The organism is Alcaligenes sp. HNGD-HTN06 (assembly GCF_049932565.1).
In the GTDB taxonomy this organism is placed as follows: domain Bacteria; phylum Pseudomonadota; class Gammaproteobacteria; order Burkholderiales; family Burkholderiaceae_B; genus Alcaligenes; species Alcaligenes ammonioxydans.
Map to the genome: position 1 here is coordinate 2,793,197 of NZ_CP187782.1, position 18,984 is coordinate 2,812,180.

General features: G+C 59.6%; 13 protein-coding genes. 8 read left to right on the plus strand and 5 right to left on the minus strand.

Annotation, left to right across the window (positions count from 1 at the left end; genetic code table 11):
* Positions 1-17 precede the first annotated feature (17 nt).
* The 3 genes from ACOZ42_RS12810 to ACOZ42_RS12820 are packed head-to-tail and all read left to right on the plus strand — an operon-like array spanning position 18 to position 5,637.
* Entirely contained in the window at positions 18-1,091 is a 1,074-nt protein-coding gene (locus tag ACOZ42_RS12810; protein ID WP_003803190.1) for an efflux RND transporter periplasmic adaptor subunit, read from the plus strand.
* Positions 1,088-4,204 carry a MexW/MexI family multidrug efflux RND transporter permease subunit gene (locus ACOZ42_RS12815; protein ID WP_131070826.1) on the plus strand — a complete coding sequence of 1,039 codons (3,117 nt, stop codon included), beginning with the start codon at positions 1,088-1,090 and terminating at the stop codon, positions 4,202-4,204. Before ACOZ42_RS12810 ends, ACOZ42_RS12815 begins: the two co-directional genes overlap by 4 nt.
* Positions 4,201-5,637 (plus strand): efflux transporter outer membrane subunit, encoded by a 1,437-nt coding sequence (locus tag ACOZ42_RS12820; RefSeq protein WP_426345230.1) that lies wholly within the window; start codon positions 4,201-4,203, stop codon positions 5,635-5,637. The genes ACOZ42_RS12815 and ACOZ42_RS12820 overlap by 4 nt, the downstream gene beginning before the upstream one ends.
* Before the next feature lie 273 nt (positions 5,638-5,910).
* Here ACOZ42_RS12820 and ACOZ42_RS12825 read toward each other — a convergent pair whose 3' ends face one another.
* The 4 genes from ACOZ42_RS12825 to ACOZ42_RS12840 form a co-directional block, all read right to left on the minus strand.
* Entirely contained in the window at positions 5,911-6,600 is a 690-nt protein-coding gene (locus tag ACOZ42_RS12825; protein WP_003803183.1) for an ANTAR domain-containing response regulator, read from the minus strand.
* A gap of 3 nt (positions 6,601-6,603) precedes the next feature.
* Positions 6,604-7,758, minus strand: a complete 1,155-nt coding sequence (locus tag ACOZ42_RS12830) for a transporter substrate-binding domain-containing protein (RefSeq protein WP_426345231.1) — start codon at positions 7,756-7,758, stop codon at positions 6,604-6,606.
* Positions 7,759-7,892: 134 nt separating this feature from the next.
* On the minus strand, positions 7,893-8,375 hold the full coding sequence (locus ACOZ42_RS12835) for an AmiS/UreI family transporter (RefSeq protein WP_426345232.1): 483 nt from the start codon (positions 8,373-8,375) through the stop codon (positions 7,893-7,895).
* A gap of 512 nt (positions 8,376-8,887) precedes the next feature.
* Complete coding sequence (locus ACOZ42_RS12840; RefSeq protein WP_235587706.1) at positions 8,888-9,793, minus strand: LysR family transcriptional regulator; 906 nt, start codon at positions 9,791-9,793, stop codon at positions 8,888-8,890.
* A gap of 118 nt (positions 9,794-9,911) precedes the next feature.
* Here ACOZ42_RS12840 and ACOZ42_RS12845 point away from each other — a divergent pair, with 118 nt between their 5' ends.
* From ACOZ42_RS12845 to ACOZ42_RS12865, 5 genes are all read left to right on the plus strand, one after another.
* Positions 9,912-11,258 (plus strand): aspartate aminotransferase family protein, encoded by a 1,347-nt coding sequence (locus ACOZ42_RS12845; RefSeq protein ID WP_003803174.1) that lies wholly within the window; start codon positions 9,912-9,914, stop codon positions 11,256-11,258.
* A gap of 157 nt (positions 11,259-11,415) precedes the next feature.
* Positions 11,416-12,252, plus strand: a complete 837-nt coding sequence (gene murI, locus ACOZ42_RS12850) for a glutamate racemase (RefSeq protein ID WP_003803172.1) — start codon at positions 11,416-11,418, stop codon at positions 12,250-12,252.
* Positions 12,253-12,898: 646 nt separating this feature from the next.
* Positions 12,899-14,977: a LamG-like jellyroll fold domain-containing protein gene (locus tag ACOZ42_RS12855; protein WP_219235038.1), complete on the plus strand. Its 2,079-nt coding sequence runs from the start codon at positions 12,899-12,901 to the stop codon at positions 14,975-14,977.
* A gap of 21 nt (positions 14,978-14,998) precedes the next feature.
* Positions 14,999-15,196 carry a hypothetical protein gene (locus ACOZ42_RS12860; protein ID WP_100214876.1) on the plus strand — a complete coding sequence of 66 codons (198 nt, stop codon included), beginning with the start codon at positions 14,999-15,001 and terminating at the stop codon, positions 15,194-15,196.
* 21 nt (positions 15,197-15,217) lie between these two features.
* Positions 15,218-17,395: a phosphocholine-specific phospholipase C gene (locus ACOZ42_RS12865; protein WP_003803167.1), complete on the plus strand. Its 2,178-nt coding sequence runs from the start codon at positions 15,218-15,220 to the stop codon at positions 17,393-17,395.
* 378 nt (positions 17,396-17,773) lie between these two features.
* On the opposite strand, the gene gspF is transcribed toward ACOZ42_RS12865, so the two are convergent.
* Positions 17,774-18,976 (minus strand): type II secretion system inner membrane protein GspF, encoded by a 1,203-nt coding sequence (gene gspF / locus ACOZ42_RS12870; protein ID WP_003803166.1) that lies wholly within the window; start codon positions 18,974-18,976, stop codon positions 17,774-17,776.
* Positions 18,977-18,984: the final 8 nt, after the last annotated feature.

The window sequence follows — 18,984 nt, forward strand, 5'->3', positions numbered from 1 at the left end:
GCAGGAGGGCAAAGCGCATGAGTTCACGTCGCATCGGAATCATGATTGTCGTTCTAACCAGCCTGGGGGTATTGAGCTGGCGGCTGCTCCCAGCCACGGAACAAACCCAGTCTACCGGGGGCTACCCGCCTGCCGTCGTCGAACTGTCCAGCGTGCAATCCCAGATCCCCCCTCGTCTTTTACATGCAGTCGGTACGCTGGAAGCCTGGCAACAAGTGTTGCTCAGTGCACAGACCAGCGGGCGCATCCGCAAGATTGAATTCGCCTCAGGACAAGCGGTTCAGACAGGTCAGCCCTTGCTCCTGCTCGATGATGAGCTCGAACAGGCCGGTGTGCATCGTGAGCAGGCAAAGGTCAAACAGACCGCGATCCAGCTCATGCGAGTGCGCAAGCTGAAAGAGCAGCAGGCGGCCACCCAGGAACAACTGGACCAGGCGCAGGCAGATCATGCGATGGCACAGGCACAGTTGCAGTACCAACAAGCCGCTTTGGGTTTGAAGCAGGTCAATGCTCCGTTTTCGGGCCAGATAGGCATTACCCACTTGCATCAGGGCCATTATCTGCAACCTGGCCAGCCTATCGCCAGCCTGGTCGACGATAGCCGCTTGCGAATCAACCTGACGGTTCCGGAACACAGCCTGCCTGACTTGAGCGTCGGCCAACAACTGCAGGTGCAGCTTGATGCCTGGCCGGGCGAACACTTCCAGGCGCAAATCAGCGCCATCGACCCGCTGATCGGCGACTCGCGCACGGTGCGCTTGCAAGCACTGCTGCCCAATCCAGAGCGGCGCCTCAAGGCAGGGATGTATGCCCGAGTACAACTGAAGCGCCCCGCGCCGTCTTCCGTGCTGACCGTGCCTGAAACAGCGCTGACCTATACGGCCTACGGTCAGACCGTTTTTGTCGCCTCCCCGGCCAGCCAAGGCTTGTGGCAAGTCAAACGTGTGGCAGTGCAAACTGGCGAGCAATGGGATGAGCGCGTCGAGATCACGGATGGTCTGAAAGAAGGTGATCGGGTGGTGAGCGCCGGACAGATCAAGATCCAGGACGGCTCCACGGTACAAACTGCCCAGCGCAAGGAGCCTGTATGAATACCGCTTCCCGTCCCGGTTTTACCGATTTGTTCGTGCGGCGCCCGGTCCTGGCCCTGGTGGTCAGCGCTTTGCTGTTGATGGTGGGTCTGTTCTCCCTGAACAAGCTGCCGATCCGGCAGTATCCCCTGCTGGAGAACTCCACCATCACGATTACCACCGAATACCCTGGCGCCTCTGCGCAGCTGATGCAAGGCTTTATCACGCAACCAATTGCCCAGGCCCTGGCCTCGGTCGAAGGGGTCGATTATCTGTCCTCCAGCTCCGTGCAAAGCCGCAGTGTCGTGAGCTTGCGCATGGCACTGAATCGCGATTCCACCCAAGCTCTCACAGAGGTCATGAGCAAAGTCAGCCAGGTACGTTATCGCTTGCCCGAAGGGGCGTATGACCCGGTTATCGAGCGCTCCTCCGGCGACTCCACCGCCGTCGCATATGTGGGCTTTTCCACAACCTCACTCTCCATCCCGGAACTGAACGATTATCTGTCTCGCGTGGTGGAACCCATGTTCTCCACCATTGACGGGGTGGCCAAAATTCAGACCTTTGGTGGTCAGAAACTGGCCATGCGCCTGTGGCTGGACTCGGACCGCATGGCTGGCTATGGCCTGACGGCGGCCGATATTGCCCAGGCCGTGCGTGCCAACAACTATCAGGCCGCCCCCGGCATGGTCAAAGGTCAACATGTGCTCAGCACCATCCAGCTCAACTCCGACCTGACCAGCGTGGCCGAATTTCAGGACCTGATCGTGCGTGAGGACGGCACCTCCTTGGTGCGACTGCGCGATGTGGGCACGGTGGAGCTGGGCGCGGCGACACGCGAAACCAGCGCCCTGATGGATGGCCTGCCGGCGGTTCACCTGGGTTTGTTCCCGACGCCCGGCGGCAACCCCCTGCGCATTGTGGACGGCATTCGAGAGCGTCTGCCTGCCATTGAAGCCACCTTGCCGCCGGGCGTGGAAGTGGCCCTGGCGTTTGAAACAGCACGCTTTATTCAGGCCTCTATTGATGAGGTACTCAAAACCCTGACGGAAGCCATGCTGATCGTGGTGTTGGTGATTTACCTGTGCCTGGGCTCCTTGCGAAGCGTGCTGATTCCGCTGGCCACCATTCCTCTGTCCATGTTGGGGGCCGCTGCTCTGATGCTGGCGTTTGGCTTTAGCCTCAACCTGCTGACCTTGCTGGCCATGGTACTGGCTATTGGCCTTGTGGTGGACGATGCCATTGTGGTGGTGGAAAACGTACACCGACATATTGCGGCGGGACGCTCGCCCGTAGTGGCCGCCCTGCTGGGCGCGCGTGAAGTTGCGGGCCCGGTCATTGCCATGACCCTGACGCTGGCCGCCGTCTATGCCCCGATTGGCCTGATGGGCGGATTGACTGGCGCACTTTTCAAAGAGTTCGCCCTGACCCTGGCGGGCGCAGTGCTGGTGTCCGGGGTAGTGGCCTTGACCCTGTCCCCGGTCATGAGCTCTTTACTGCTACCCGCGCAACAAGAGGAAGGCCGCATGGCCCATCTGGCCGCACGATTTTTCAACGCCCTATCGGTCCGGTATGGCCGTTTATTAGCGTATTCCTTACGTCACCGCTGGCTTAGCGTGACCGTCGCCCTGGTGATCTTCATCAGCCTGCCGGTGCTCTATCAAATGACGCACAGCGAACTGGCGCCGGTTGAGGATCAGGCCAGCGTGCTCACCGCTGTCAAAGCCCCCCAGAACGCCAACCTGGCTTATGCCCAGCGCGATGGTAAACAGCTGGATGACATTTATCGTGCCATCGCCGAAACCGAGAGCACGTGGCTGATTATGGGAACAGACGGCCCAGCCGCCAGCTTTGGCGGAATCAACCTGAAAGACTGGGGCGCACGCGAACGCAATGCCAGCGAGGTTCAGGAAGAACTGCAAGCTCGCGTCAGCCAGATTGCAGGCAGCAGTATCTTCGCGTTCCAGCTCGCCCCCTTGCCCGGTTCCAGCGGGGGTCTGCCGGTGCAGCTGGTACTGCGCAGTCCCGGCGACTACCGCACGGTGTACGACACGATGGAATGGGTGAAGCAGCAAGCCCGTGACAGTGGCCTGTTCGTCGTGGTCGATAGCGACCTGGACTATAACAAGCCGGTTGCCCGTCTCGAAATCGATCGTAGCAAGGCGGCCAGCATGGGCATCAGCCTGCGTGACATTGCCGACTCGCTGGCCGTGCTGGTCGGCGAAAACTACCTGAATCGCTTCTCGCTGGATGGCCGCTCGTACGACGTCATTCCGCAAAGCCAGCGTGAACTGCGCCTGACGGCTCAAGCCCTGACACGCCAGTTTGTAAGCAGTGCCAATGGCGAGCTGGTGCCCTTGTCGACCATGGTTCAAATCCAAAGCGAAGTGGAACCGAACAGCCTGCGCCAGTTCAACCAGCAAAACTCGGCCACACTGCAGGCCATTCCAGCCCCTGGCGTCACCCTGGGGCAGGCAGTCGCGTACCTGGACGACCTTGCACGCCAACTACCCGCCGGCTTTACGCATGACTGGCAATCGGAATCACGCCAATTCACCCAGGAAAGCCAGTCGTTGGCCTGGGCCTTTCTGGCCGCGCTACTTGTGATTTATCTGGTGCTGGCCGCGCAGTACGAAAGCCTGTTGGACCCCATCCTCATTCTGGTGACAGTGCCCTTGTCCCTGTGCGGGGCCCTGCTGCCTTTGGCCCTGGGATTGGGCACGCTCAATATCTATACGCAGATCGGTCTGCTCACACTAGTGGGGCTGATCAGCAAGCACGGCATTCTGATGGTGGAGTTTGCCAATGAGCTGCAATCCCGAAAAGGGCTGACCAAACCCGATGCCATCTTGCAGGCGGCCCGCATTCGCTTGCGCCCTGTGCTGATGACGACCGCAGCCATGGTCTTTGGCTTGATACCCCTGCTCTTTGCCTCCGGGGCGGGGGCGAACAGCCGCTTTAGTCTGGGTGTGGTACTGGTCTCAGGCATGTTGATCGGCACCGTATTTACCCTGTTTATTTTGCCTACCTTATATACCTTGCTGGCGCGCAATCACGCTCATCAGGCCGACACTCCTCGGGCACGTGAGCTGGCCCAGGCGCTACGCTCTTGCACCGGAGAACAGGCATCATGACGCGCCTCACTTTACGCCAGTCGCTTGCCCCTTTGACGCGTGCTCTACAGTGGATGATCCCCTGCCTGATGCTCAGTGCTTGCGCCGTGGGGCTGGACTCCTCCATTCCCGCCACCCCTCAGCTGGACGCCACCATCTGGAGCGGCCAGTTTGCCAATCCCGCCAGCCAGGACAAGAACTGGTGGACGCTGTTGCAGGACCCGCAACTGGATGCCCTGATCGCCCAGGCCCTGGATCACAATCTGGATATTGCCCAGGCGCAGGCTCGCTGGCGAGCCTCCCGCGCCCTGATCGATGAACGTCAGCACGACCGTCTGCCGGCCGTCACGGCTCACGCTAACTATCACCGTAGCGGTTCGCAGTTTGCTGCACCAGACGGGTCGATTGATCATGGCGTTCAGGAAAATTGGCGACTGGGCATGCAGACCTCCTGGGAGATTGACGTTTTCGGCCGCCTGGAACAATTGGCCCGTTCTGCCCAGGCTCGCAGCCAAGCCAGCGCGGCGCAGTTGGACCTGACTCGCCAGGCCATTGCGGCTGAGCTGGCCCGCCAGTATGTGCAGGCCCAAGGTTTGCAACGACGGCTGGCGCTGGCCGAGGACGATGTACGCAGCTGGGAACAGACCATCAGGCTGGTAGAAGCTGGCGTGTCACTGGGCCGGGAGTTGCCCGAGAATCTGGACAATGCCCAGGCCAGTCTGGAGCGTGCAAACGCCGTGGTGCCCCAACTGCGCAGCGAGCTCGAACGAGCCCGTTTGCGCATGCAGGTGCTAAGCGGTGGAAAAGCTCAGGCTCTTGATGCGCCGCTGCCCAGTGCGCAAGCCCCGTTGGCCGCCGCCCTGCCGTTGGGGGATGTGAATGCGCTGCTGTTTAACCGGCCTGACGTACGGGCCGCCCGACAGGAGATTCTGGCCAGCTCGCACGACGTGGCCGCAGCAACAGCAGAGCTGTATCCACGTCTGGATCTGGCAGGCTTTATCGGGTTTTTCGCTCTGCGGGGCAGTGATCTGGGTCATGCCGCCCGGGCCTTTGATGTCTCGCCCGCCCTGCAATGGCCTGCCTTGCGTCTGGGCCATGCCAAAGCTCGTTTGCGCGGCATGCGCGCTCTTGCAGACGAGTCCCGTCTGCACTATCAACAAGTCCTGCTGCAGGCTCAGGAAGAAATTCAGGGGGCTTTGCACCATCTGACTCAACACCAGAAAAGCCTGCTTGGTCTGACCCGCGCCGCGCGTCATCTGGAACAAGCACACGCCCGTGCCGTAACACGCTACGAGATCGGCGCGGGAGCCTATCAGGATGTGCTGGAAAATCAGCGCGACTTGAACCATACCCGACAGGAGCTGGCGCTGGCAGAAACCGGGTCTTATCTGAACGTGATTGCCTTGTATCAGGCGCTAGGCTGGGGCGTCGCGACCTCACCGATAAGGGAGTAGTGGCAGACCGGATCGGTCCAGGAGCGGTCTGTCTCAAGGACAGACCGCCCTTTGTCTGTGTGCAGTGCGTCTGCCTGGGGAAACTCGTCCTGCTGCGCACGGCTGTTTTGCATCAGCCGATTCGGGCGCTTGCCGCTCACACACCACACAAGGGCAGGTAAAACAACACCCGCAAACAGGGCTGCGCTTGTCCCACTCCTTGAGGCTTCCCGCCCCCCTGAACAACCTTAGGCAAGGACACCGGACAGGAAGAAGCAGAAGGAAAACATCCGCCTAGCTCCCCCGCCAGGGCGCTCCCTGCTGTCCCAGAGAAAGCACTTCACTGGCATTTACAATGGCAATCGAAATATCTTCAATCGTGCTGCGCTTGTTCATCGCCTGCTCGCGGATCAAATCGTAGGCCTGATCCTCGGACACCTGATGAGTTCGCATCAGGATTGTCTTGGCCTGCGCTACATGCCGCTGCCCCATCAGCTTGGTCTGCAGTTTGCTGATCAGGCGACGCTGCTGGCGCAGTTCCTTGTGGTATTTTCGGGCCAGCACCACCGTGGAGAGTAAGCCGAAGGACCGGATCGGCGAAGGCAGAATGGCCTGAATATTCAGATCCAGCACGGCAGAGACAATCGTGGGGTTTTCGTAATTGACCACCGCGATAATGGTGGGCGCATCCTGCTCGCACACCCAGTCAAGACGCAGATGCAGCAGATCGGGCTGCACGGCCAGAAAGACCAGATCCGTTCCGCAGGGCAGATTTTGCGTCGGTGGCCAGATTGTCTGGACGGAACACCCCATGCGCTGCAGTTGTTGGGTCAGCAATCGGCCGTCACTGTCGTCCGGATGCATGACCACCATTGTCAGCTGCCGCAGTTCCTTGAGCTGCGGCGAGGTGGCATGCGGAAAACGATTTCGTGCTCGCAAGGGCTTGTTTGCCGGCTCATCACCGTAGGAAGAGGAGTTGGCCACGCTTTATGTCTCCAAAGTATCCAGCTTGGCAGTCCAGTCACCCAAGGAGTGGGTGACCAGATAGGGGTCGGGCGAGACGGGACGGGTTGCCTGACGCACAATCGTAAAATTGCCCTCGGCGTTGATGCGCCCGATTCGTGGATAGAGCCAGGTGTGATGATTGGAGGGATCAATTTTGATCCGCCCCTGCGGGGCATCCAGCTCACTGCCCAGCAGATAGGGCAGCAAGTCCCCAATGGCATCACTGGCCGATTGTCGATAGGCATTGGCGAACAAATGCATCTGTGAATAGGCGGCCTCCCAACACAGATTAGGGTGACAATCCGCCCCAAAACGCTTGCGCAAACTGGCCAGGCAGCGTGCATTGACCTCGGACTCGATGGATTGGAAATACGGCGCCGCCGTGAAGTGTCCACAGGCAATTTGCGCCCCCATCTGGGCAACTTCGGCCTCGGAGGTCGTCAGGCTGGCAATGGGCATGGTCTGCGGGTTAAAGCCGGCATGGGCATAGGCGCGGTACAGATTGGCCGTGGAGTCCCCCACTACGGTGGAGAAAATAAAGTCCGGCTGCTTCTGCCGTATATCATCCATAATCAGGCTGTAATCGCTCTCGCTAGCATCCAGGGGCAGATAGTGTTCGCCCAGCACCTTGCTATCGGGATGCTGCATGACCAGCTCGCGCATGATCCGATTGGACTCGTAAGGGTAGATATAATCCGAGCCGATCATATAGACCCGCGCGCCAAAATTGCTGGTCATGAAATGCGCCAGCTGGACACTATTCTGATTGGGTGCGGCCCCCGTATAGATGACATTGCCCGAAAACTCAAAACCCTCATACAAGGTGGGATAGAACAGCAGCTTGTTCCACTTTTCCACAATCGGGATGACGGCTTTGCGGCTGCTGGACATGTAGCAACCGAAAATCACGTTGACACGATCCTGCACGATCAGCCGCTCGGCCTGCTGTGCGTAGCACGCTGGCCGGGAGGCCGGATCGTAGCAAACGGCCACCAGTTCGCGTCCCAGCAGGCCGCCAGCTTCGTTGATCTCCTCTATCGCCAGTTTGGTCCCCTGCCATTGCGACTGACCAATTGTCGAGGTCATGCCGGTTGCCGAATAAAGAACGCCGACGCGTACGGGGTCGTTGTGAGCCAAAGTCCATCTCCTGTCTAGCATGGTAGGGCAGCAGGTCTACAAACCTGCCGGTGAACACTACGAGCGAGCATCAGGTTACTCCAAAAAAACAGCATGCCTGCGGCCTCTCCTCCCGGCCGGTCTGCCCAGCCGCACTACCAGGCATCCATCAACATCAGGGTACCGGGCAACCAGCAGGTCAGTACCCCGATCAGGACGGTGTACAGGGGCAAGATGCGCAAGGACCGGCCCAGCCCCAAGGACAGAAAGAACAAAAACCACAGGCTGGACCACAAAAGCCACAAAGTGACCAGGCGTGGATCACTGGCAGTCCAGGCAAAGGCCTGAGCGCTGATGGCCACAAACAGGCAATACCAGCCAAAACCCACGCCCTTCAAGCCATACCACTGCACGACGGCCAGATACAGATAAGTGAAAGCAAACAGCAGTCCACCGGCAACGGCAAAATAATCTGCCATGTGCTCGCCGCGCTGCAATCCCAGCAAATTGATGAACAGCGCCAGCAAGCCCACCAGCAAATTGAAGGGAGCCAGGTCCCGACTTTCAATACGCCCGGTCAACCCCACGCCATTCACCATCAGCACGGCCCCAATAAAGAAAAGCGCAACACCCAACATGGCATAAGCCTCCAAAACAAGGTGACGATTCCGGCCTGGCTGGCGTCAGACCGTGCTGACGCTGCGTGAGCTCCGTGTCTCGCAATGACATACTGCCGCGAAGCAGGGCCTCAATTAGTTTGCGACCTAACTACAAAGTCGGATCTATTTGAGGCAAACGAAAAGGCCCAGACGGATTCAAGCATTGAACCAGTCTGGGCCTTTTTGCCCAACACCCACGCTGGCATCATTGGCAGCGGATGTCGTCTCTATTCGAACATATAGCAGCGATCTGAAATCGCGATCGAAGCAATTCTTACATAGCCTGCACTATCGTCTGTACTAGCGATTACCCTAGCGGCTGATTATGTGTGGCCTAACACTACGCTGTGTCAGTGCGCTTAATCCTTTTAACGATTTGTTTGCGCTCATCCCTGAGCAGAACACCGTGACCCTGTGCCGACGATTCCGGGCGATTTATGCCGCCCCTGGCTATTTCAGAAATGACGGACTGTCAGCCGATGGGGCAGGTTTCAGAGCCTTGACTCGCTCTCGAGCACACGAAGGAAATAATCCACAATCGCATGGGCCCGCCTGTCCTTGCGCATGGCTAGCGATAAGGGAATCGTAAATCGGCGTTGCTGCGGGTCCACGGCAATCATCTGCTCTTTTTCCACCCAGCGCGCGGCGACGTGCTCAGGCAAGAAACCAATGTATTGCCCCGTCAGAATCAAAAAAGCAATTCCTTCCCGATCACTGGCCGTGGCGACACAGTTCAAATCCTGGTGCTGTCCAATCGCCTCCGGGCTCATCCGGTAGGCAGGCGCAATCGCTGCCGCCCGACACAGGGACTGTGCAGAGACCTCCCCCTGTTGTGCTTGCTCAAACAGTGGGTGCTCCCAGGAACAGTACAGAAAATAGGGCTCATCATAAAGCCTGCGGTATTCCAACCCACTGAGCGCATTGGTTTCGGGCAGGACCCCCATGTGCAAACGGCCTTCCAGCAAACCGCGCTCGATCTCTCCCGGCGTACTCATGCTGATGTGTACACGTACCGCCTCACTGTTCTGACGCAAGGTGCGCAAGGCCGAAGTGATGTGCATATGTGGCTGGGAAATCAGACTGTTCATCAAGCCTATGTTCAAATCCCCCCGCAAGCTGGAATGCAGCTGATTGACCTCGCTACGGAAATTTTCTACTGCCGCCATCAGCGTTTCACTGGCCTGCAACACCTGTCGTCCCTCTTCGGTCAAGGCAAAACCAGCCCTGCCACGCTGGCACAGCCGCATGCCTCCCAGACGTTTTTCCAGATCACTCATATGCAAGCTGATGGCCGAGCGTGTAATCCCCAACACGCCCTCCGCCGCCGAAAAGCTGCCCACCTGCGCCACCGTTCTGAACACACGCAACAGGCGCAAATCAAAATCGGAAACCTGCAAGAGTCCTTTCAGTTGCATATAGGTGAGTAAAACAATAAGTGAAGTTAAATAAAAACGTATTTTACTCAACAACTTAGCCACCTACACTGGGGGTATTCACCGCCTTGAGGAGACCGCTATGAACTCACCCTACTTTGCGCCACAGCAAATTGCCAGTGAACTCAATCTCCAGTCCCACTGGATGCCCTTTACGGCGAACCGGCACTTCCAGCAAGACCCGCGCCTGGTCGTCAAGGCGGAAGGAAACTGGCTCTACGATCAGGAAGGCCGCCAGATTTTTGACAGTCTGTCCGGGCTTTGGACTTGTGGTGCCGGACACGCTCGCCATGAAATCCAGGCAGCCGTACATCGTCAACTCGGGCAACTGGACTACTCTCCCGCCTTTCAGTTTGGACACCCCGCCGCATTTCAACTGGCCGACAAGCTGACCCAGCACACCCCCGACGGTCTGGATCATGTTTTCTTCACGAACTCCGGTTCGGAATGTACCGATACCGTCGTCAAGATGGTACGGGCCTACTGGCGTATCAAAGGCCAGGCCAGCAAAACCCGTCTGATTGGCCGTGCTCGTGGCTACCACGGCGTGAACGTGGCCGGCACCAGCCTGGGCGGCATAGGCGGTAACCGCAAAATGTTCGGCCAGTTGATGGATGCCGACCACCTGCCCCACGTACTGCAGGCAGACTGCGCCTTCACGCGCGGCCAGCCCGAAACAGGGGGCCCTGCCCTGGCCGACGAACTGTTGAAACTGATCGAACTGCACGACGCCAGCACCATCGCTGCCGTGTTTGTCGAACCCGTTTCGGGCTCGGCAGGCGTGCTGGTGCCACCTGCCGGCTACCTGCAGCGCCTGCGCCAGATTTGCGATCAACACAACATCCTGCTCGTCTTTGATGAAGTCATCACCGGCCTGGGCCGCCTGGGCACCTACACCGGGGCCGAATACTTTGGTGTCACCCCCGACATCATGACCATGGCCAAGCAGTTGACCAACGGCGCCATCCCCATGGGCGCAGTCGTTGCCAGCCAAGAAATCTACCAAACCTTCATGGGCCAGGACTTGCCCCTGCACGCCGTGGAATTCAGCCACGGTCACACCTATTCTGCCCACCCCGTCGCCTGCGCCGCCGGACTGGCTGCCCTGCAGTTGCTGGAACAAGACAATCTGCTGCAACGCTCCGCCGAACTGGCACCGCATTTTGAGCAGGCACTGCATCAACTGCGCGATAGCCCGAATGTGATCGACATTCGCAACTGCGGCCTGGCAGGCGCCATCCAGTTGGCCCCCCGTAACGGCGACCCAGCCATCCGCCCCTTTGAAGCGGGCCTGCAACTGTGGAAACAGGGCTTTTACGTACGCTTTGGTGGCGACACACTGCAGTTTGGTCCCACCTTCACCAGTACACCTGCTCAGCTTGATTCACTCTTTGATGCCGTCGGTGGCGTCTTGAAGCAACTGGCCTAAGCACAAAAAGAGCGGCCTGCCCTGGGCCGCCCCAAACCACGCCCAGTCGTAGCAACTGGAAACCTTAACTTTCTTCCCAAGCAGCCCCCACAGCCTGCTCCAAACCCCACAAACGCGCCATAATACGAGCTTTGCTCCACAAGAAACGTTCAGTGCCATGAGTTCACCCATCCCGCCCCCCTTGGCTCAGGCCCCGATCGGCCTGTTTGACTCGGGCGTGGGCGGCCTGTCCATCTGGCGGGCCCTGCGTCAATCCTTGCCCCAGGAAAATCTGCTGTATCTGGCCGACTCACAATGCGCCCCTTACGGTGACCGCTCCCCGGCATGGATCATTGAGCGCACCCAGCGCATGGCACAACTGCTGGTTGACCACGGCTGCAAAGCACTGGTCATCGCCTGCAACACGGCTACCCTGGTCGCCGCCCCGACCCTGCGCGCCACGCTGAACCTTCCCATCATCGCCATCGAACCGGCCATCAAACCCGCTGCCGCACTGAGCCGCAGCCGTAGCGTTGCCCTGATGGCTACCAGTCGCACACTGGACAGCAAAGGCCTGCAAAGCCTGATCGACCGCTACGCCAGCGACATTGAAATTATCCGCATTCCCTGCCCCGGACTGGCTGACCGCGTTGAAGCCCTGCAACTGAGCGGCCCGCAAATCGAGGCGGAACTACGCGAGCGCCTGGCCCCCGCCCTGCAAAGCCGGGCCGATACACTCGTGCTGGGTTGCACCCACTACCCCTTCCTGCGCCCCACTATCGACGCCATCAGTGGTTCGCGCTTCCATATCCTGGAACCTTCCTTCGCCGTTGCCGCTCAAGTCCATCGGCGCCTGCAACAAGCCAACTGCCTGAACCCTCAAACACTGGCGGGCACCAGCGCTTTCATCAGCAGCGCCCCCATGGACCAAGCCCAAAAAGTCATCCAAGCACTGACAGGGCTGGCCGAACCCACCATGCTGGCGTTCCCGACGCAACCGCTACACGCGCTGTAAAACCGGCTGCACTCCATCTCCCGATGCATCCAATCAAGAGCAGCCTGAATTGGCTGCTCGACCCGAGTGAGCACCACCTTCTGCCGCCCAACTACAGCTTCACTCATTCATCGTCTACGCCCCACTCCGCGTCCACACCGCCGCCGTGCCTTTAAACCAGCCATCGGCCCAAGCAAAGATTCCAGACATTATTCCTTAGGCCCTTGAGCACTGTTCCAGGTGCATGCACAGGAGGCACAGGCACGTTCGGGCTGCGCCCCGATTGTCACTTTGCCAAGGGTGCCGACGCGCGGCGTCGGCAAGGGGACCGCTGCGCCCCATCCGGCCATCCAACAACAACGTTGAGCCTAGAGCACAAAAACTCGCTCAAAACTCACGCGCCTTCTTCCCCTGTAACAAACCATCCATCAAACCGCCACATCCCCGCCGAGCCGCGGCCCGTCACCACTCCCCGCCCTTCCTATCTGCCCTGAACAAGCCCACCGCATAAAACACAATCCAATCATCGGCGGATTTGCTGATCCGTTCACAGCGCAGTCATACGCCCTTCCTACACTGCCCGCAGTCCTGATCCGATGCCGACTGGGCAGCCCACCCCCACGCACAGTCCGGCCTCTCTTTTTACCTCCTTTTCTTGAGTGGCTGTATGACCTTCACCTCACGTCCCCAAAAATCTCCTACCGTGCAACGCCTGCAACAGGCGGGGCTCTCCCTGTCACTGGCACTGCTCCTGACGGCTTGCGGTAGCGGCTCCGGCACCAATGATGGTGCAGCAAACCCCGATGTCAATCCCGAGCCCCCCACTGTAGAGCCGGGCGATAAACCCCAGGCATTGGGTGGTAAAAAAGCCCTGATTGTCACTATCGACGGTCTGAGCTACGACGCACTGCAGCAAGCCCGCCAAGCGGGTCAGCATCCTGCGCTGAAAAACCTGACTATTGCCCCGGCGCAAACCGGCGGCTATACCGGCACCCCCAGTGAACAACGTACCCTGCCCCTGCCGGGCTGGGCCTCCCTGATCACGGGCGTCTGGGCCGATCAACACGGCCTGCGTGGCGTCGGCCAGGAACCGGTACAACTCAAGAGCCCCACTCTGGTTGCGCTGGCCTCCGAGCCAACACCGGCCGCCCTGGCCGTAAGCACAGCAGACTACCGCACGCTGTGGGCGCCAGACCTGCAAGAAGGCCGGATCATTGAAGCCGCCAACTGTACCGACTCGGACAGTTGCGTCAGTGAGCAGACCCAGAAATACCTGCAAGAGGGCAAATCCCTGATTCTGGCCCAGATCCAGGCGCCGGCTCGTGCGGCCTCACAAACCGGATTGGGCAGCCCCCAATATCAGGAAGCGGTTCAAGAGTCGCTGGCTTCCCTGGACAAGCTGCTGGCCCTGATTGAGAAGCGCAAGCAGGCTGATGCGTCCGAAGACTGGTTGCTGATCCTGACGAGCAGCTACGGCATGGACGAGTTCGGCAGCGCCACCGGCTCGCAGTTCAACCGCAACAAAACCAGCTTTATCGCCACCAACAAGACCCTGGCGTCCTTGCCTGCCATCGATGGCCAGGTCACCAGCAGCACCGACATGAACACGCTGGCCGCCGTGATCGATATCGCTCCCACTGTTCTGTCCCATCTGGGCGTACAGGGTGAGCAATACGCCTTTCGCGGTTCGCCTTTGCAAGCCCAGACCCGTATCCGCAACCTGAGCTTCAACAAGCCAGCCGATAAAAACATGGTGGACCTCAACTGGGTTCTGGACGGCGATGCCTCGCAGGAAATCCAGATCATGCGTGATGGCAAACTGATTGCCACCCTGCCCGCAGGCTCGACCCAGTACTCCGACCCGCTACCTGTCTCGGAGAACGCCCAAGTCTACTCGCTGAGCTATTCGGTCAAAACGGGTCAGGCTGCCTCCACCTTGCAAGCTGAAGCAGGCTATCAGCCTCCTCCAAAACTGGCCGATACCCTGAGAGACGGCCTGCGCAGCTATTACACCTTCAGTGCTCAGCCTTTTACCGACAGCAAGGGCGGCAGCAGCCTGCAACCAGCCAGCCCGGGCGTTCCAGCCGGCGAACTGCTGGCAGCCGACTTCCTGGACCCTACCCAGCCCCAAGGTGGCTTGCGTCTGCTCGGCAGCAAGGCCGATGCCAATGGCAACCGGGGCTATCGCCTGGCCTTGAGCCGCGAACTGTTGGGAACCGGTGGTGCACAAAAACTGACGATCGGCTTCTGGTTCCGCACCCCGGACAACTGTCACGGCTATGGCGCCTCCATCATGGCCAACAAAAACTACGACTCGGGCAACAACCCCGGCTTTGCGCTCGGCCTGTTTAACGCCAACGGTTGCGACATCCGCTTTAACACCGGTTATGGCGGTGGTCGCAATGAAAGTCAGGGCTACAACATCACCCCTGACCAGTGGGCCTATGTGGCCGTGGTGATCGACAAATCCAAGGGAATCATGCGTGGACATGTCTTCGACACTAAAAAAGGTGCGCAGTTTGGATCGGTCGCCCTGGAAGCCCGCACCATCGCCGCGCTGGGCGGAACCGGCACCAGCGAGCTGGGGCTGAACGAAGACGTCACCGGCCAGTACTACAAACGCTGGGGCCGCAGCGACATCAATATGGACTTTGGCGAACTGGCCATCTGGGACCGCGATTTGAGCACGGACGAGCTGACCAGTATTTATGAATCGCGCAAGCCCCTGTCCAGCCTCCAACCCTGATTGCACAACCAAGGATTTTTCATGACCCCAACACACCCTTCCATCACCGTTGAGCGCCTTAAACGCGCATCCGTCCTGCTGATGCTCTGCGGCCTGCTGGCTGCTTGCGGTGGCGGCAGCGACACGGACAGTTCGGGTGGCTCCGGCTCGACAGAAGAGCCGACAGAGCCGGGCAAACCCACTCCCGAACCCGCAGCACAACTCAAATGCGCCCCTTAATTGTTGACGAGATCACGAACAATGACTTCACGCCGTACCTTCCTACGTAACGTCACTGGCGCCGGCCTGGCTGCCGGATCACTGGCTGCCTTTCCCCCCAGCATTCGCAAGGCCTTGGCCATTCCTGCCAACAACAAGACAGGCACCATCAAGGACGTGGAACACATTGTGGTTCTGATGCAGGAGAACCGCTCCTTTGACCACTACTTTGGCACCCTGAAAGGGGTACGCGGGTTTGGTGACCGATTCACCATTCCCCTGCCCAATGGCCGCAATGTCTGGCAGCAAAACGTCAGCTCGAACGAAACCGTCCTGCCCTATCACCTGGATGCCACCAAAGGCAATGCCCAGCGCGTGAACGGTACGCCCCACTCCTGGTCAGACGGTCAGGCCGCCTGGGACCACGGTCGCATGGATTTCTGGCCCAAGCACAAGAACCGTCACTCCATGGGCTATTACCGCGAAGCCGAGGTGCCGTTCCAGTTCGCAATGGCCAACGCCTTCACCATCTGTGACGCCTATCATTGCTCCATGCACACCGGCACGAACTCCAACCGCATGTTCTTGTGGACGGGTACCAACGGTCCGACCGGCTCGGGCGAATGTACCGTCAACAACGCCTGGGACAGCCTGCGGCCCTCAAGCGTTGGCGGCTACACCTGGAAAACCTACCCTGAGCGTCTGGAAGAAGCCGGAATCAGCTGGAAGGTCTACCAGAACCTGCCCGACAACTTCACCGACAACTCGCTGGCGGGCTTTTTGCAATACCGCATTGCCAACGAGCAATCGGGCAAACCCACCAACACTCCTTACGAACCTTCGGACGATATTGGCAACCCGCTGTACAAGGGCATTGCCAACACCATGCCCGACGGAGGCTTTCTGGAGCAAATCCGCAAGGATGTCGAAGCTGGCACGCTGCCGCAGATTTCCTGGGTCGTGGCCCCAGCCAACTACTCTGAGCACCCCGGCCCATCAAGCCCGGTACAAGGTGCCTGGTACACCCAGGAGCTGCTCGATGCCCTGACGGCCAACCCCGAGGTCTGGAGCAAGACCGTTCTGTTCGTCAACTTCGACGAAAACGATGGTTTCTTTGACCACGTCCCCTCGCCCTCGGCCCCTTCGATTGACCCGGTCACCGGCAAACCGGCCGGCAAGACGACCCTGAGCCAGGAAGAGCTGGCTTTCGAGTACTACAACTACCCCAGCCCTCAGGGTCTGGCCGGCCAGCCCCCGCAAGACGGCAAGGTCTTTGGCCCCGGTGTACGGGTTCCCATGTATGTCATCTCCCCCTGGAGCCGTGGCGGCTGGGTGAACTCGCAGGTGTTTGACCACACCTCTGTCATCCGTTTCATGGAAGAGCGCTTTGGCGTGATGGAACCGAACATCAGCCCCTACCGCCGCGCGGTGTGTGGCGATCTGACCTCGGCCTTTAACTTCGCCAGCCCGAACGATGAGCCACTGCCCACCTTGAATGGCCGACGCAGCCGTCAGGATGCCGATGCCATTCGCAGTGCCCAGGAGCGTCTGGCCCAGGTACCCCAGCCCGTGGACAACCAGCGTATTCCCGTCCAGCAAACGGGTGTGCGTCCATCCCGCGCCCTGCCTTATGAACTGCACGTCAGTGCCCGCTGCGATAGCGAGAAAGGCGTTCAGCTGCTGTTTTCCAACACCGGCAAAGCGGCCGCTGTATTCCACGTTTATGACAAGCTCAACCTGGATCGCATCCCACGCCGCTACATGGTCGAACCCGGCCAGATGCTCGATGATGTCTGGGACGCGCAGGCAAACAACCTGGGACACTACGATCTGTGGGTACTGGGTCCGAACGGCTTTCACCGCCACTTCCGTGGTGATGTCAGCGTGCTGGGCCAGGCCGAGGCCGCCCGCCCCGAGATCCGTGTCTGCTACGAAATCACCAAAGGCGATATCTATCTGGAAATGATGAACGGTGGCCAGTCCGCCTGCACCTTCACCATCCAGTCCATGGCCTATCGTGAAGACGGTCCATGGGAAGTCACGGTGGAACCCGGCCAGCAGTCCAAACAATCCTGGGCCTTGAAATCCAGCGGTCATTGGTACGACTTCGTGGTTCGCAGCAACAGCGACCCCAGCTACTACCGCCGCTTCGCAGGCCGGGTGGAGTTTGGCGCGCACGGCGTCAGCGATCCAGCCCTGGGGATTCCCGCCTACCTGTAAGACTTCAAGGCGCTGAATCTATCGTTCTATTGTCTGACTAAGTGTGTGTGCGCACCACGCACACTTTTTACCCCGATGCCAAATACAGGCATCGGGGTTTTTTTACGCATCCGTAGTAGCAACGGCAGGTACCCACGCATGGGGCTGCCATCAGTGAGCTATGCCTGGCAAATGGGCACACCGCCTCAAGGAATGTGAAGTCTCTGTACCTGACCCGCATAGACAAGCGGGCAATGCAAAAGCCAAGCACAGGCTACGGGCTGAACACGCCGCGCCCTACTGACTGCCCCCAGGCGATGGGGCAGGCCCAGCACGGCATGCTGCATCAGGATGAACCGCTCTGCGCCTTTCGCCTTGCATGTGTATTGCCACACCCGCTTACTGCACCAACTGATTCATCTCAATAATGGGCAACATGACGGCCAGCACGATCAGCAATACCAGGCCGCCCATCAGCAAGATCATCAACGGCTCCAGCAAGGCAGTCATGGTCAGGGCCTTGCGCTCCAGCTCGGTCGACAAAGTCCTTGCCGCCCGGTCCAGCATGGGAGCCAGTTCACCGGTTTTTTCTCCACTGGCAATCAATTGCACCAGTAAGGGCGGAAACAGGCCACTGCGTTGCAATGCGCTCGCCAAAGGCAGACCCTCACGCACATGGACCGCTGCCTGATTGACGGCGTCACGCAAGGCCAGATTGGACACCGTGCGTCCGGCAGCTTCCAGAGCAGTCAGCAAGGCCACATTACTGCCAGCCAAAATCGCCAGCGTGGCAGCAAAACGAGCAGTGTCCACCCCCAGCAAATAGCTGCCCAGAATCGGCGCCCCTAACAAGCGTCGGTGAAAGGCCTGCTTCAAGGCCGGTTGTCGCAATAGAAACGCCACCAGGGCGCCCCCCAGCAACAACACAAGAAACAGAACCCCTCCCCATTCACGCAGCAAATCGCTGGCGCTGATCATTACACGGGTCAGCAAAGGCAACTGCTGCTTGGCCTGAGTAAACGCGCCCACCACTTGCGGGACCACATAGCTGAGCAAGAACACCACCATCGCCACGGAGATCAGGCTGACGATGGCGGGATAAATAAAGGCCGTCAAGACCTTGCCTCGCAGGGCACCGCTCTCTTCGATAAAACTGGCCAAGCGGTCCAGCACCTGCTCCAGCTCTCCGGACTGCTCGCCCGCCCGCACCAGTGCCCGATAAATTTCCGGGAAGTCGCGCGGGTGACTGGCCAAGGCATCACTCAGGCTATGACCGGCACGGATATCCGCACGCAGGGCTGCCAGCAGCTGGACCATCGGACGTCGGGTGGACTGCTCGATCACCACGCCCAGACTGGCTTCCAGAGACAGCCCAGCCGCCACCAGACTGGCCAGTTGACGGGTCAACCAGGCCAGCTCGGTACGGCGCAAGCCTGCACTACGGGCGCGAGCGGCGGCACGACTTCGTCCCGCTTTCAGGGAAACAGTCAACAGACCACGGGTCAACAACTGCTGGCGTGCCAGACGCTCACTGTCGGCTTCCACGACGCCCCGCTCGCTGCGCCCGGTCTGATCCACCGCCTCATAGTGATAGGTACCCATCTTGTTTG